The 13,654-nt window shown below is 63.3% G+C and carries 14 protein-coding genes; 8 read left to right on the top strand and 6 right to left on the bottom strand.

Annotated elements, in window-relative coordinates; all coding sequences use genetic code 11:
- Positions 1–2: 2 nt before the first annotated feature.
- Together AAEU42_RS01820 and AAEU42_RS01815 are read left to right on the top strand one after the other, a co-directional pair.
- A complete protein-coding gene (locus AAEU42_RS01820) occupies positions 3–422 on the top strand; it encodes an ATP-binding protein (protein ID WP_342231813.1) in 420 nt (139 codons plus the stop codon).
- Positions 423–492: 70 nt separating this feature from the next.
- The gene (locus AAEU42_RS01815; RefSeq protein WP_342231812.1) at positions 493–1,815 is read left to right on the top strand and encodes a [Fe-Fe] hydrogenase large subunit C-terminal domain-containing protein; all 1,323 of its coding nucleotides are present in this window, start codon (positions 493–495) and stop codon (positions 1,813–1,815) included.
- A 91-nt stretch (positions 1,816–1,906) separates the two neighbouring features.
- On the opposite strand, the gene rpsR is transcribed toward AAEU42_RS01815, so the two are convergent.
- From rpsR to rpsF, 3 genes are read right to left on the bottom strand one after another with little or no spacing between them, the layout of a single operon-like run.
- Complete coding sequence (gene rpsR / locus AAEU42_RS01810; protein WP_342231811.1) at positions 1,907–2,146, bottom strand: 30S ribosomal protein S18; 240 nt, start codon at positions 2,144–2,146, stop codon at positions 1,907–1,909.
- A 36-nt stretch (positions 2,147–2,182) separates the two neighbouring features.
- A complete protein-coding gene (locus AAEU42_RS01805) occupies positions 2,183–2,641 on the bottom strand; it encodes a single-stranded DNA-binding protein (protein ID WP_342231810.1) in 459 nt (152 codons plus the stop codon).
- A gap of 14 nt (positions 2,642–2,655) precedes the next feature.
- Positions 2,656–2,955, bottom strand: a complete 300-nt coding sequence (rpsF, locus tag AAEU42_RS01800) for a 30S ribosomal protein S6 (RefSeq protein ID WP_342231809.1) — start codon at positions 2,953–2,955, stop codon at positions 2,656–2,658.
- A gap of 188 nt (positions 2,956–3,143) precedes the next feature.
- Here rpsF and AAEU42_RS01795 point away from each other — a divergent pair, with 188 nt between their 5' ends.
- Complete coding sequence (locus tag AAEU42_RS01795) at positions 3,144–4,484, top strand: esterase/lipase family protein (RefSeq protein ID WP_342231808.1); 1,341 nt, start codon at positions 3,144–3,146, stop codon at positions 4,482–4,484.
- Positions 4,485–4,587: 103 nt separating this feature from the next.
- Here AAEU42_RS01795 and AAEU42_RS01790 read toward each other — a convergent pair whose 3' ends face one another.
- Entirely contained in the window at positions 4,588–4,992 is a 405-nt protein-coding gene (locus tag AAEU42_RS01790; protein ID WP_342231807.1) for a helix-turn-helix domain-containing protein, read from the bottom strand.
- Between the two features lie 583 nt (positions 4,993–5,575).
- Here AAEU42_RS01790 and AAEU42_RS01785 point away from each other — a divergent pair.
- The 5 genes from AAEU42_RS01785 (at position 5,576) to AAEU42_RS01765 (ending at position 12,220) form a co-directional block, all read left to right on the top strand.
- Entirely contained in the window at positions 5,576–6,799 is a 1,224-nt protein-coding gene (locus AAEU42_RS01785; protein WP_342231806.1) for a mandelate racemase/muconate lactonizing enzyme family protein, read from the top strand.
- Between the two features lie 57 nt (positions 6,800–6,856).
- Entirely contained in the window at positions 6,857–8,278 is a 1,422-nt protein-coding gene (locus AAEU42_RS01780) for an APC family permease (protein ID WP_342231805.1), read from the top strand.
- A gap of 38 nt (positions 8,279–8,316) precedes the next feature.
- Complete coding sequence (locus AAEU42_RS01775; RefSeq protein WP_342231804.1) at positions 8,317–9,522, top strand: mandelate racemase/muconate lactonizing enzyme family protein; 1,206 nt, start codon at positions 8,317–8,319, stop codon at positions 9,520–9,522.
- Positions 9,523–9,573: 51 nt separating this feature from the next.
- A complete protein-coding gene (locus AAEU42_RS01770) occupies positions 9,574–10,764 on the top strand; it encodes a mandelate racemase/muconate lactonizing enzyme family protein (RefSeq protein WP_342231803.1) in 1,191 nt (396 codons plus the stop codon).
- A gap of 235 nt (positions 10,765–10,999) precedes the next feature.
- Positions 11,000–12,220: a DUF401 family protein gene (locus AAEU42_RS01765; RefSeq protein ID WP_342231802.1), complete on the top strand. Its 1,221-nt coding sequence runs from the start codon at positions 11,000–11,002 to the stop codon at positions 12,218–12,220.
- Positions 12,221–12,291: 71 nt separating this feature from the next.
- Here AAEU42_RS01765 and AAEU42_RS01760 read toward each other — a convergent pair whose 3' ends face one another.
- Both AAEU42_RS01760 and galU read right to left on the bottom strand, forming a co-directional pair.
- Positions 12,292–12,756 (bottom strand): hypothetical protein, encoded by a 465-nt coding sequence (locus AAEU42_RS01760; protein WP_342231801.1) that lies wholly within the window; start codon positions 12,754–12,756, stop codon positions 12,292–12,294.
- Between the two features lie 8 nt (positions 12,757–12,764).
- The gene (gene galU, locus AAEU42_RS01755) at positions 12,765–13,634 is read right to left on the bottom strand and encodes a UTP--glucose-1-phosphate uridylyltransferase GalU (RefSeq protein WP_342231800.1); all 870 of its coding nucleotides are present in this window, start codon (positions 13,632–13,634) and stop codon (positions 12,765–12,767) included.
- Positions 13,635–13,654 lie beyond the last annotated feature (20 nt).

Here is a 13,654-nt window from a genome sequence, read left to right as displayed (position 1 = left end):
CCATGGAGCCTGTGAAACTGGTCTACCCCGTGGAGGGCGGCGACCTCATCGAGGCGGGCGAGGCCTCCAGCAAGATGAAGCTGACCCTCAAAAAACTGGGGCTTCCCCCCGACGTGATCCGCCGGGCCTCCATCTGCATGTACGAGGGCGAGATCAACATGGTCATCCACGCCGACGGCGGCCGGGCCGAGGTGGACGTGGGGATGGACGAGATCGTCATCCGCATGATCGACCAGGGCCCCGGCATCCCAGACGTGAACAAGGCCATGGAGGAGGGCTACTCCACCGCCGGCGACATGGCCCGGGACCTGGGCTTCGGCGCGGGCATGGGCCTGCCCAACATGAAGCGCTATTCCGACGAGATGACCATAGACACCGAGGTGGGCAAGGGCACCACCGTCACCATCCAGATCAAGATCTGACCCTTCTCACCCCGCGCAGGGGGGCGGCACAGCCGCCCCCCTATTCCAATTCTCCGGGAGGTGTCTTCCCTTGGAACACTCGGTCACCATCGAATACGCCCGCTGCCGGGGCTGTACCACTTGCATGAAGAGCTGTCCCACCGAGGCCATCCGGGTCCGGCGGGGCAAGGCCACCATTCTCCAGGAGCGGTGTGTGGACTGCGGCTCCTGTATCCGGGCCTGTCCCCACAAGGCCATCAAGGCTGTAAGCGATCCCCTGTCCTGTCTGGAGCAGTTCCGCTATAACGTGGCCCTGCCCGACCCCGCCCTCTACGGCCAGTTCCAACACCTGGACGACCTCAACCTGGTGCTGGAGGGCTTGACACGGCTGGGCTTCGACGCCGTTTTTGAGACCGCCAAAGGGGCCGGGCTCCTCTCTGATTACGCCCGCAAGCACCCCGACGACGCCGGGACGCCCAGGCCCGTGATCTCCTCGGCCTGTCCGGCGGTGCTGCGGCTCATCCGCATCCGCTTCCCCCGCCTGCTGGAGCATATCACCTCCACCATCACCCCCGTGGAGCTGGCCGCCATCCTGGCCCGGCGGGAGGCGGTGGAAAAGACCGGCCTCTTCCCCGAGGAGATCGGCATTTTCGCCATCTCCCCCTGTTCCGCCCAGGTCACCGCCGCCCACACCCCGGACGATCTGCAGCAGCCGGTGCTGGACGGGGCCTTCTCCATCCGGGACCTGTACCTGCGCCTGCTGACCCCCATGAAGCAGATCGGCTCCCCCAGAAATCTCTCCACCGCCGGCAAGGCGGGGACCCGCTGGGCCTTCTGCGGCGGGGAGGCCGTGGCCCGGGGCTCCGGGGAGCGCTTCCTGGCCGTGGACGGCATGGACAGCGTCATCCGGGTTTTGGAGGCGGTGGAGGACAACCGCATCCCCGATGTGGATTTTGTGGAGCTGTGCGCCTGCACCCAGGGCTGCGTGGGGGGCTGCCTCACCGTGGAGGACCCCTTCGTGTCCACCATGCGGATCCGCCATCTCATGCGGGACCTGCCCGACATCCGCAGCGACTTCGACGCCGAGGTGGCGGACCCCACTCTCATCCAGGCGGACAAGGAGCTGGAATTCGCCCCCGTCTTTCTCCTGGACGAGGACCGGACCGCCGCCATGGAGAAGATGGCCGCCATCCATGAGCTGGAGCGCCAGCTCCCCGGGCTGCTGTGCGGCTCCTGCGGCGCCCCCTCCTGCCACGCCTTCGCCGAGGACGTGGTGCTGGGGCGGGCGGACGCCTCCGACTGCATCTTCCAGGTCCGGGCCCGGATGCGGGCCATGACCGGCACCGAGGACCCGGACGACTACCTGCCCACCCCCTTCCGCCGGAGGAAGGCCGCGGCGGTTGAGGAGAAATGACCCTCTACATATCCCGGCCTCACCGGCCCGCCGGCAAACAAAAAACGCCTTGGACTTTCGTCCAAGGCGTTTTGGTTTGCGGCGGGTCTGATCAGTCCGTCACGTAAGGCAGCAGGGCGATCTGACGGGCGCGCTTGACGGCGTCGGTCAGCTGGCGCTGGTGCATGGCACAGGTGCCGGTGGTCCGGCGGGGCAGGATCTTGCTCCGCTCGGAGAGGAAGCGGCGCAGCTTGGTCGCGTCCTTATAATCGATGTGCTCCACCTTGTCCACACAGAAGGTGCAGACCTTGCGGCGCTTACGGCCGCGGGGGCGCTCTCTATCCATAGGCATAACAGGTAACCTCCTTCAAATCAAATGGGGCCGTTCTCAGAACGGCAGGTCGCCGTCGTCGTCGGCCAGCTCGGCGAACTGGTCGCCTCCGGAGGGAGCGGCATAGCCGCCGGAGGGCTGCTGAGCCGGGGCGGAGAAAGAGGAGGGGGCGTAGCCGCCGCCCTCGCCGCCGGGCTTGGAATCGCCGAAATAGACGTTGTCAGCCACCACCTCGGCGGCGGTGCGCTTATTGCCGTCCCGGTCCGTATAGGGGCGGATCTGGAGGCGGCCCTCCACCACGGCCATCCGGCCCTTGGTGAAGTAGCGGCTCACGAACTCCGCGGTCTGACGCCAGGCGACCACACTGATGAAGTCGGTCTCCTTCTCGCCGGTCTGCTTGTTCTTGAAGTCACGGTCACAGGCCAGACGAAGGGTGGCCACCGTGACGCCGCTGGGGGTGGTTCTCAGCTCAGGGTCGGCCACCAGCCGGCCCATGAGGGTAATGCGGTTGAGCATATCTCAGCTCCCCCTTAGTCCTCGTCCTTGCAGACGATGATGGAGCGGATGACGCCGTCCGTGATCCGGAAGATACGGTCCAGCTCGGCGGGGAAAGCGGGGGCGGACGTAAAGGTCAGCATCACGTAGTAGCCCTCGGTCTGGTCGTTGATGGGATAGGCCAGGTGACGCTTGCCCCACTCGTCGACCTCGACCTGAGTGGCGTTGCTCTCGGCCAGGGCCTTGAACTTCTCCACCAGGGCGGCGGTGTCTTCCTCGTTCTTGCGGGGATCGATGATATACAGTGCCTCGTAATTCGCGCTCAGTTTTGCCATTTTTCTTGCACCTCCTTATGGACGTATGGCCCCCGGCCTCGTGCCGGGAGCAAGGAGCTCTGTCTTGAGACAGGCTATATTATTATATATGTTTTTGACCCTTTGTCAAGGAAAAAATACCGATATGGTCCCGTGTCTACCTTTTTCTCCCCGCTTCTGCTATAATGGTCCAAACGGGAGGGATCATGATGGAAGTTTTCAAACGGGTCTTACGGGTGGCAGCCCTGCTGGCGCTGGGCAACAGCCTTATCCTCTTCGGGCGGGTCTGGCCCCTCCCCTTTCCCTGGGGGCTTTTGTGCATCGCGGGACTCCTGGTCTTTTTCATCTGCTTCAATATCCGGCCCCGGAAGGGGGACCCCTCCCTCTCCCTGCGTCTGCGCTCCATGCTGGGGGGTTATGAGCTCCTCCTCTGCGCCGTCTGGGTCCTGCTTTTGGAGACCGCCGGCCTCATTTGGGCGGGGCTCACCGGGCGGATGGATTTCCCAAACATCGCCGTGTGCCTTCTCCTCTTCCTCCCCATGGCCGCCATCCTGCTTTTGAACGGCTTTTTCCGCGTCCTCGTCACCTGCGGCCGCCTGCGGCTCGTCTGGCGGCTGGCCCTCCTCTTTTTGTGGTGGGTGCCCCTGGTGAACCTGATTGTCCTGGGCAAGGCCCTGTCCCTGGCCCGGGCGGAATACCGCTTCGCCCTGGCCCGCCAGCACTTGGAGACCCTCCACGCCGAGAACCAGGACTGCGCCACCCGCTATCCCCTGGTGCTGGTCCACGGCATCTTCTTCCGGGACTGGCAGTATATCAACTACTGGGGCCGCATCCCCCAGGCCCTCCAGAAGTGCGGGGCCACGGTCTACTACGGCTCCCAGCAGTCCTCCGCCCCGGTGGCCCGGAGCGCCGGGGAGCTGAAGGCCCGGGTGGAGGCGGTCCTGGCCGAGACGGGGGCGGAGAAGGTGAACCTCATCGCCCACTCCAAGGGCGGGCTGGACAGCCGTTATGCCATCTCCAGGCTGGGCCTGGGCCCCCGCGTAGCCTCCCTCACCACCATCAACACCCCCCACCGGGGCTGTATCTTCGCCCAGCATTTGCTGGAGACCCTGCCCCGGTGGCTCATCGGATGGATGGAAAAGCGCTACAACGGCCTTTTCCACGCCCTGGGGGACGCCCAGCCCGACTTCCTGGGGGGCGTCAACGACCTGACCCACGACGCCTGCCTGGGCTTCAACGAGAGCGTGCCCGACGTCGAAGGGGTCCTCTACCAGAGCGTCACCTCAACCATGAAAAGCCCCCGCAGCGCCGCCTTCCCCCTGGACTTCACCTGGCGGCTGGTGAACAAATATGACAAGGAGGCCAACGACGGCCTGGTGGCCGAGAGCTCCGCCCGCTGGGGGAACTATTTGAGGACCCTCACGGTCCCCGGCCGCCGGGGCATCTCCCACGGGGACGTGATCGACCTGATGCGGGAGGATATCGAGGGCTTCGACGTGCGGGAATTCTATACGGAACTGGTCAAAGATCTGAAGGAAAAGGGACTGTAACTACATACCGCAAAAGAGGGCCGGAAGGGAAATTCCCCTTCCGGCCCTCTTTTATTTTTGGAATAAAGCCGAATTTCCTCCCGCCGTCCGGAACCAGGGCGGGTCACTTTTTCTCCTGCAGCTCCGCCAGCCGTTTGATCTGCTCCAGCGCGTAATCCTGAAACTCAGGCCGCAGGGTTTGAAAGATGCCGATGGCCTCCTTCAGCTTTCCGTCTTCCTCCGGATCAGTGTCAAACATCTCTCCCTCGCCTGTGTTCAGCCAGTGCTCGTTGACCTTATACAGCTCACGGATATGCCGCAGGAGAAGCTCCTTGGGCTGGACCCGGCCGTATTCGATGTTGCTGATCACATCACGGCTGACGCCCAGCCGTTCCCCAAACTCACGCTGTGAAAGTTTGAGCGCCTCCCGCACGGCCTTGATTCGGTCGTCCAACCCCATCACCTCCTTTGCCCCGGACTGCCCCTGAACGCGGCGGGCCGTCCGGCGGCCGCCCGAAATCTCGGGCATGGACCGGAGGCCGCGAAGGCAGCACAGGGTTCTTTTGATTATTATAGCACAGCAAAAACACCGATACCACATTATTTTGTCTACCGAGGTGTTGACAACTCATTTCCAAAGGATTATATTGTGTATATAACACATCACAAGAAAGGAACTTGTGGCTATGGCGCAAAAAGGAAGCGATCCGGGAAAAGTCGATACGTTATGCGCCTTTTTCTCCAGTTTGGATGAACGCGCGCAGGACAGCGCCCTCATGCTTTTGCGCTCCCTCAGCTTCGCCCAGGCCGCCCTATGTGCGCCAAAGCCTTTGGAGCCGCCGAGGGGACCGGCGGCAGGTCATTCCAGCGATACATAGCCGCCGGTCCTGCCCCAAAGAAAAAAGACCTCCGCCCCAGTCAGGTCTTTTGTGGACAAACCGCGCATAGAAATGAATCGCTAGCTTATCCCTCCTCTGATACGCTCCTGAGGCAGACCACGCCGGCTCCGGTGCGCGGGGCAAGCTCTCTTCCCCATCGCCCCCCGCCCCGGCGGCGGGAGGATCAAAACAGCGGCCAAACCCATTCATCATATTATTAAGGAGGAAATTGGCATGAAGATCACGAAGGTAGACGTTTTCCTGCAGAAAGCTCCCGTGGAAAAGCCCGGCTGGCGTCCCATCCTCTGCCGGGTCTACACCGACGAGGGGATCTACGGAGACGGCGAGGCCGCTCTGGCCTACGGCGTGGCCGCCCCCGCGGCGTTCGGCATGATCAAGGATCTGGCCGCTCTCATCATCGGCATGGACCCGCTGGACAACGAAGTCATCTGGGATAAGCTCTACAAGTGCACCTTCTGGGGTCAGAACGGCGGCCCGGTGGTCTTCGCCGGGATCTCCGCCCTGGACATCGCCCTGTGGGACATCAAGGGCAAGGCCTTCAACGTGCCCATTTACAAGCTGCTGGGCGGCAAGCGCCGGGACAACCTGCGCACCTACGCCAGCCAGCTCACCTACGGCTGGGGCCCCGGCACCAACCACAAGTGCTGCAAGCCCGAGGAGTACGCCGAGAACTGCCGCATCGCCGTGGCCGAGGGCTACGACTGCGTGAAGCTGGACTTCTTCAACTACGACGTGGACGGTACGGTCTGGAACGGCCCCGGCAACGCCGAAAAGGGCGAGCCCATGGCCGGTGAGGTTCAGACCCGCCTGCTTTCCCCCTACTACGTCAAGGTGGTGGAGGACCGGGTGGCCGCCTGCCGGGAGGCCATCGGCCCGGGCGTGGACATCATCATGGAGAACCACTCCTTCCCCGACGCCCAATCCGCCGTCCAGCTGGGCCGGGCCCTGGAGAAATACAACATCTTCTACTTCGAGGAGCCCAACACCCCCAACGTCAAGACGGCCAAGTTCATTTCCGATAAGCTCAACATGCCCATCTCCCACGGTGAGCGGGTCTACTCCCGCTGGCAGTACGCCCCCTATTTCGAGGAGATGGCCATCCAGGTCATCCAGCCCGACCTGGGCAACTGCGGCGGTCTGACCGAGGGCAAGAAGATCTGCGACATGGCCTATGTCTATGACGTCTCCGTCCAGGCCCACGTCTGCGCCTCTCCCCTGTCCACCTCCGCCGCCCTCCAGCTGGAGGCCGTCATCCCCAACTTCGTCATCCACGAGCATCACCAGATCAACCTGGAGGAGTACAACAAGCGCCTGTGCACCGTGGACTGGCAGCCGGTGAACGGCAGGTTCAAGGTACCCGAAGGGCCCGGCCTGGGCTGCGAGATCTCCGAATACGCCATGACCGAAGGCGTCGACGTCAAAGTCACCGTGGAATAAAGCACGGACCAGAGAGAGCAAAGCATCCATAAAAAGAGATCATAAGGAGGTCTCCCCATGGCAATCAAGGTCATCCGTGAACCTGAGCCGAAGCCTGGCATCCTCGGCAAGCCCGAACTCTACGCCCTCGCCATCGGCCAGGTCATCGGCGCCGGCGTCATCACCCTGATCGTCCCCGCCATCAAGATGACCGGCTACTCCGCGTGGCTGGCCTACTTCGTCGCCATCATCATGGGCTTTATCATGGTTCTGCCCACCGTCTTCGTCTCCTCCACCGTGCGCATGGGCGGCGGCAACTACTCCATGCTCTGCGGCCTGGCCGGGCCCAACATTGCCGGCATCTACGCCTTCTCCTATCTGACCCAATGCCTGTCCCTGTCCCTGTTCGGCGCCTCCGCCGCCGCCTATCTGGGCGACGTCATCCCCGCCCTGGGCGGCAACGTGCCCCGCGTCATCGTGGGCGCCGCCCTGCTGACCTTCTTCTATGTGGTCAACCTCATGGGCATCGACATCATGGCCAAGGCCCAAAAGCTGATGACCTGGCTGCTCATCGCCGCCCTGATCCTCTTCGCCGTCTTCGGCATCGCCAAGATGAAACTGCCCATCTTTGACTTCTCCGACCCCAACTTCCTCATCAACGGCTGGGGCATCACCTTCGAGAACAACCAGATTTCCGGCGGCTTCACCGGCGCAGTGCTGCTGTTCGTGTACTCCTGCCAGGGCTACTACATGACCACCGCCTACGGCGGCGACTCCAAGAACGCCCGCCGGGACATCCCTATCGTTCTGCTGCTGGCCGTCCCCACCCTCATCGTCCTCTACGTGGGCGTGGCCATGGCCGGCGTGGGCGTCATGAGTGTGGAGGAGTACGGCAACTCCACCACCCTGGTCTTTGCCGCCCAGCGCATCTTCCCCACCGCCCTGTTCTACGTCTTCATCATCGGCGGCCCCATTATGGCCCTGCTGTCCACCCTGAACTCCTCCTTCGCCTATAACGCCATCACCATCGGCCAGTCCTGCGACGACGGCTGGCTGCCCGTGGCCTTCGGCAAGCGCAACAACAAGGGCGCCCGCACCTGGATCCTCACCTTCATGTACCTCGTGGGCCTGATCCCCATCGTCTTTGGGCTGTCCATCACCGTCATCACCAACATGGTGCAGCTCATCGGCGCCTGTTTCGCCTTCCTCAACTTCATCGCCTACATCAAGCTGCCCAAGCTGTATCCCCAGGCCTGGCAGAAGTCCCGCTTCCACATCCCCAACGGCCTTTACTACTTCATCTGCTGCGCCTCCATGGCCGGCTTCGTCATCACCCTGTGGAAGTCCTGCCTGTCCATGAACCCGGGGCTGGCCGCCGCCAACGTGGCCGCCATCGTGATCCTGGCCGTCATCGGCATCCTCCGGGGCAGAAAGGGCAATATCGAGATCCACACCTCCATTTGGGCCGGGGACGAGGAGCCCGTCGAGACTCAGCCCTGACCCCCGATCCATCCCCTGAAAATGAAAGGAGCGAGAACATGAAAATTACGAGCGTAGAATGTTATCTGGCCGCGGGCGGCCTGGGCGGCTTTGTCACCGTCAAAGTCAACACCGACGAGGGTATCAGCGGCTTCGGCGAGGCAGGCCTGGCCTACGGCAAGTGTTCTGAGGCGGCCTGGGGCCAGTGCCAGGATTTCGCCAAGCTGGTCATCGGCATGGACCCCTTCGACACGGAGAAGATCTGGGAACACCTCCACCGCCACACCTTCTGGGGCATGGGCGGCGGGGTGGTGGTCACCTCCGCCATGGCCGCCATCGACACCGCCTGCTGGGACATCAAGGGCAAGGCCCTGAACCTGCCCGTCTACAAGCTCATCGGCGGCAAGACCAACAAGAAGCTGCGGGCCTATGCCTCCCAGCTCCAGTTCGGCTGGCGGAAGATCATCGAGAAAAATGACGCGCTGGACCTGCTGTACGATCCCCAGGAGTACTACGACGTGGTAAAGGACGCCGTAAGCGAGGGCTACGACGCCGTCAAGATCGACCCCGTCTTCGCCCCCCTGGACCGCCGGCCCATGCCCGAGGTCTTTGCCACCCAGGGCAACCAGGTCCGGGGCTGCTACCGGGAGCACGATCTGAAGCGCTCGGTGGAGCGCATCGCCGCCGCCCGTGAGGCGGGCGGGGACGACATGGACATCATCGTGGAGATCCACTCCCTGCTGGACGCCAACACCGCCGCCATCCTGGGCAAAGCCCTGGAACCCTACCGCATCATGTACTATGAGGAACCCACCATGCCCTGCAACCCCGGCGTCTTTAACCACATCAAGAGCCGCTGCTCCCTGCCTCTCGCCACCGGCGAGCGCAGCTATACCCGCTGGGGCTTCCGGCAGTTCTTCGAGGACCGGACCCTGGACGTGATCCAGCCCGACCTGGCCAACACCGGCGGCATCACCGAGACTAAGAAGATCTGCGATATGGCCCAGGTCTATGACGTGGGTGTCCAGATCCACGTCTGCGGCGGCCCCATCGCCACCGCCGCCGCCCTCCAGGTGGAGGCGGCCATCCCCAACTTCGTCATCCATGAGGAGCACAACGCCAACCTGCTGGAAGTGTTCAAGAAGGCCGGCAAGTACTATCACCACCCGGTGGACGGCTTCTACACCGTCCCCGAGCTGCCCGGCATCGGCCAGGAGATGAGCGAGGAGGCCATGGCCACCGCCAAGAAGGTCGTCATCCAGTAAAAAGTCCTCCGGCGGATGCCGGAGCTATGGTTTGAAAGGAAGCGAGCTTACATGAAAATTACCAGTGTGGAATGTTACCTGGGCGATTTTATCACCGTCAAGGTCAACACCGACGAGGGCATCAGCGGCTTCGGCGAGGCGGGCCTCGCCTACGGCAACTGCTGGGAGGCCGCCTTCGGCCAGTGCCAGGATTTTGCCAAGCTCATCCTCGGTATGGACCCCTTCAACACCGAGGAGATCTGGGAGCATCTCCACCGCCACACCTTCTGGGGCATGGGCGGGGGCGTGGTGGTCACCTCCGCCATGGCGGCCATCGACACCGCCTGCTGGGACATCAAGGGCAAGGCCCTGGGCCTGCCTGTCTACAAGCTGCTGGGCGGCAAGACCAACGACAAGCTGCGGGCCTACGCCTCCCAGCTCCAGTTCGGCTGGCGGGACCTGATCCAGAAAAACGACTCCCTGGACCTGCTGTATGATCCCCAGGATTATTACGACGTGGTGAAAGAGGCCATGGGCGAGGGCTATGACGCCGTCAAGATCGATCCCGTCTTCGCCCCCCTGGAGCCCAGGCCCTTCCCCCAGCTCATGGGCACCCAGGGCAACCAGATCCGGGGCTGCTACCGAGAGCACGACCTGAAGCGCTCGGTGGAGCGCATCGCCGCCGCCCGTGAGGCGGGCGGGGACGACCTGGACATCATCGTGGAAATCCACTCCCTGCTGGACGCCAACACCGCCGCCATCCTGGGCAAGGCTTTGGAGCCCTACCGCATCATGTACTACGAGGAGCCCACCATGCCCTGCAACCCCTCTGTCTTCAAGCACATCAAGCAGCGCTGCACCCTGCCTCTGGCCACCGGCGAGCGCAGCTACACCCGCTGGGGCTTCCGCCAGTTCTTCGAGGACCGGACCCTGGACGTGATCCAGCCCGACCTGTGCAACACCGGCGGCATCACCGAGACCAAGAAGATCTGCGACATGGCCCAGGTCTACGACGTGGGCGTCCAGATCCATGTCTGCGGCGGCCCCATCGCCACCGCCGCCGCCCTCCAGGTGGAGACCGTCATCCCCAACTTCGTCATCCATGAGGAGCACAACGCCAACCTGACCTCCAAGTTCAGGAAGGCCGGGAAGTACTTCTACGAGCCCAAGGACGGCTTCTACACCGTCCCCGAGCTGCCCGGCATCGGCCAGGAGATGAGCGAGGAAGCCATGGCCGCCGCCCGCAAGGTCGTCATCCAGTAACCTCCCCCTCTTCGATCCCCGCTCCCGCCTTTCTCCGATCTTCTCCCAAGACAGCCTCTCCCCGCCTCGGGCTGGGAGAGGCTGTCTTTTCTTTCCCGCGGCGCTTACTCTGAAAAAGTTGAGTGATTCATTTTTTCACTGGTATATTTACACAACGCGTCGTTTCTGGTACAATCACAATTAAGCATCTTAATTGTCCGGCGGTCTGGCACACCTTGATACGGAGTGGATGAATATGGATCTTTTGAAATTGCTGGCAGTATTTCTCGTCATCATCGCGGTGATGTGGCTGAAAAAGCCCCTGTCCGTGGCGGTGATCGCCGCCACCCTGGCCACCTGGCTCCTCTACTGGATGCCCGCCCAGACGGTGGGCCGGGCGGTGGTGGAGGGCGCCCTCAGCTGGGACACCATCCAACTGCTGCTGGTGCTCTACCTCATCACCTTCCTCCAGCGGATGCTGGAAAAGCGCCACTGCCTCTCCGACGCCAAGGACGCCCTGGACGGCCTCTTCAACAGCCGGCGCGTCGACGCGTCGGTGGCCCCCACCCTGCTGGGGATGCTGCCCGCGGTGGGCACCGTGCTCATCTGCGGCGACATCGTGCGGGAGAGTACCGACGGCTATCTCAAGGTGGAGGAGCAGGCCTGCGTCACCTCCTACTACCGCCACGTCTCCGAGCTCTTCTTCCCCACCTACACCGCCATCCTCATCGCCATCGGCCTGTCCGAGGGGCGGGTCTCCGTGCCCGCCTTCACTCTGGCCATGCTCCCCATGATGGCCGCCTTGATGGCCATGGGCTGGCTCTTCTATCTGCGGAAGCTGCCCAAGGACGCCGGGTTTACCGCCCAGGAACCCAAGGCCTTCTATTGGAAGCTCTTCGGCAAATCCCTGTGGACCATCGCCTTTACGGTGGTCCTCATCGTGGCCTTCAACATCCCGGTCTACCTCTCCGTCCTCATCTGCATCGTCCTCAACGCCCTGGTGGGGAAGTTCAAGTGGGCCGAGCTGAAGCCCTTCTTCGCCTCCGCCTTCGAGGCCAAGCTGATGGTCTCCACCCTCCTCATCATGGTCTTTAAGGAGGTGCTGGCCGCTACCGGGGTCATCGCCGCCCTGCCCGGCTTCTTCTCCTCCCTGCCTATCCCCACCTTCCTGGTGTTCGCCCTCATTTTCTTCTTCGGCAGCATCGTCAGCGGCTCCCAGGCCATCATCGTGCTGTGCATGCCCATGGCCATGGCCACCCTGCCCCTGGGCCCCGGCGGCCTGCCCCTCTTCGTCCTGCTGATGTGCATGGCCTACGCCGCCATGCAGGTCTCACCCGTCCACGTGTGCCTGGCGGTGTGCGCCGAGGACTACGGCATTTCTCTGGGCGCCCTCATCCGCAAAACCCTCCCCATGGTCCTCTCCTTCTGCCTGGTGGCCTTCGGTTACTATGGCCTGCTCTCCCTCTTCGGGCTGTGACAGGCGGACCTCACAATACATACGAAAGCCCCCTGATGTAGATTTCCTACATCAGGGGGCTTTTTCAATGTTCAGGAATCGCTCCAGGTGCCCCGGTCGATCTCCAGGGTCCAGGAGGCGGCGGCGTCCTCCGCCCCCGCCAGCTTGATCCGGCTTTTGCCCTCCGGCAGGTCCAGGGTCACGGTGCCCTGGACCGGTCCGTCCCCGGCGGAGCACTCCACCAGGGTCTCCGCGTTCCCCTCAGGGTCGGCAAAAACCAGCTTGGCCTTTCCGTTGGTCACCTCGAAGGTGTAGGTCAGCGCGGCCTGTTCCCCGCCCTGGGACCGGCAGTTCCACAGCTCATAGGTCCCGGACAGCTTGCCCACGCTGCCGGAGCGGACGCCGTTGACGGTGGTCTGGACAAAGCTGACGGCGGAATAGCTGTTGGCCGAGCCGCCCAGGGCGGATACGTCGTCATAGCTGCCGTCGTGGTCGCACCCGGCCAGGATGAAGCATAGAGCTCCGGCGCACAGGAGGGGCAGAATGCGCCTTTTCACGCCCCCGCTCACAGCGACCCGGCCTTGTCCAGGATGAACTGCTTCAGCCACTCCCCCGTCTCCGGGTGGTCCAGGGCAAAGTCCAGGGTGGCCTCCAGGAAGCCCTTTAGATTGCCGGTGTCGTAGCGGCGGCCCTCAAAATCCACCGCCACCATCTTGTCCAGGCCGCACAGGGTCTTGAGGCCGTCGGTGAGCTGGATCTCCCCGCCGTAGCCGGGGGCCTGGTGCTCCAGAATGTCGAAAATGCCAGATTTCAGCACGTAGCGGCCCAGGATGGCGTAGTTGGAGAACATCTCCTCCACCGTGGGCTTCTCGTTCATGTCGGAGACGGCGAAGACCCGCTCCTCCAGGGGGGAGATCTTCACGGAGGAATACTTGGAGATGGCCTCGGTGGCCACCTGCTGCACCCCCACGGCGGAGGCGTCGTACTTCTCGGCGGCGGCGATGAGCTGGCCGATGACCGGGGTCTTGGCCCTCATGATGTCGTCCCCCAGCAGCACGGCGAAGGGCTCGTCCCCCACGAAGCGCTTGGCCCGCCAAATGGCGTGGCCCAGGCCCTTGGTCTCCTTCTGGCGGACGTAGAAGACGTTGGCCAGGTCGGCGGCCCGCCTGACCTCCTCCAGCTCCTTCTCCTTGCCCCCCTCTTCCAGCCGGCGCTCCAGCTCGGGGTAGTAGTCGAAGTAGTCGTCCATGGCCGACTTGGCCCGGTTGGTGACGATGAGGATGTCCTCGATCCCCGCGGCTACCGCCTCCTCCACGATGTACTGGAGCACGGGCTTGTCCACCAGGGGAAGCATCTCCTTGGGCACGGTCTTGGTGGCGGGGAGCATCCGGGTCCCCAGCCCGGCGGCGGGGATGACGGCCTTGCGCACTTTCATGGGTGTCAGCCTCCTTACGG

The organism is Pseudoflavonifractor phocaeensis (genome assembly GCF_038439875.1).
Lineage (GTDB): Bacteria > Bacillota > Clostridia > Oscillospirales > Oscillospiraceae > Vermiculatibacterium.
The sequence above is the reverse complement of the archived record's forward strand: the minus strand, read 5'-3'. Positions and strand labels throughout refer to the sequence as shown.

Excerpts from the sequence above, each read along its gene's own strand:
- AAEU42_RS01785 (WP_342231806.1), top strand. The coding sequence starts at position 5,576 with ATGAAGATCACGAAGGTAGACGTTTTCCTGCAGAAAGCTCCCGTGGAA.
- AAEU42_RS01780 (WP_342231805.1), top strand. The coding sequence starts at position 6,857 with ATGGCAATCAAGGTCATCCGTGAACCTGAGCCGAAGCCTGGCATCCTC.
- AAEU42_RS01775 (WP_342231804.1), top strand. The coding sequence starts at position 8,317 with ATGAAAATTACGAGCGTAGAATGTTATCTGGCCGCGGGCGGCCTGGGC.
- rpsR (WP_342231811.1), bottom strand. The coding sequence starts at position 2,146 with ATGCCTATGGATAGAGAGCGCCCCCGCGGCCGTAAGCGCCGCAAGGTC.
- AAEU42_RS01765 (WP_342231802.1), top strand. The coding sequence starts at position 11,000 with ATGGATCTTTTGAAATTGCTGGCAGTATTTCTCGTCATCATCGCGGTG.
- AAEU42_RS01770 (WP_342231803.1), top strand. The coding sequence starts at position 9,574 with ATGAAAATTACCAGTGTGGAATGTTACCTGGGCGATTTTATCACCGTC.
- rpsF (WP_342231809.1), bottom strand. The coding sequence starts at position 2,955 with ATGGCAAAACTGAGCGCGAATTACGAGGCACTGTATATCATCGATCCC.
- AAEU42_RS01790 (WP_342231807.1), bottom strand. The coding sequence starts at position 4,992 with ATGCCCGAGATTTCGGGCGGCCGCCGGACGGCCCGCCGCGTTCAGGGG.
- galU (WP_342231800.1), bottom strand. The coding sequence starts at position 13,634 with ATGAAAGTGCGCAAGGCCGTCATCCCCGCCGCCGGGCTGGGGACCCGG.
- AAEU42_RS01795 (WP_342231808.1), top strand. The coding sequence starts at position 3,144 with ATGGAAGTTTTCAAACGGGTCTTACGGGTGGCAGCCCTGCTGGCGCTG.
- AAEU42_RS01805 (WP_342231810.1), bottom strand. The coding sequence starts at position 2,641 with ATGCTCAACCGCATTACCCTCATGGGCCGGCTGGTGGCCGACCCTGAG.
- AAEU42_RS01820 (WP_342231813.1), top strand. The coding sequence starts at position 3 with ATGGAGCCTGTGAAACTGGTCTACCCCGTGGAGGGCGGCGACCTCATC.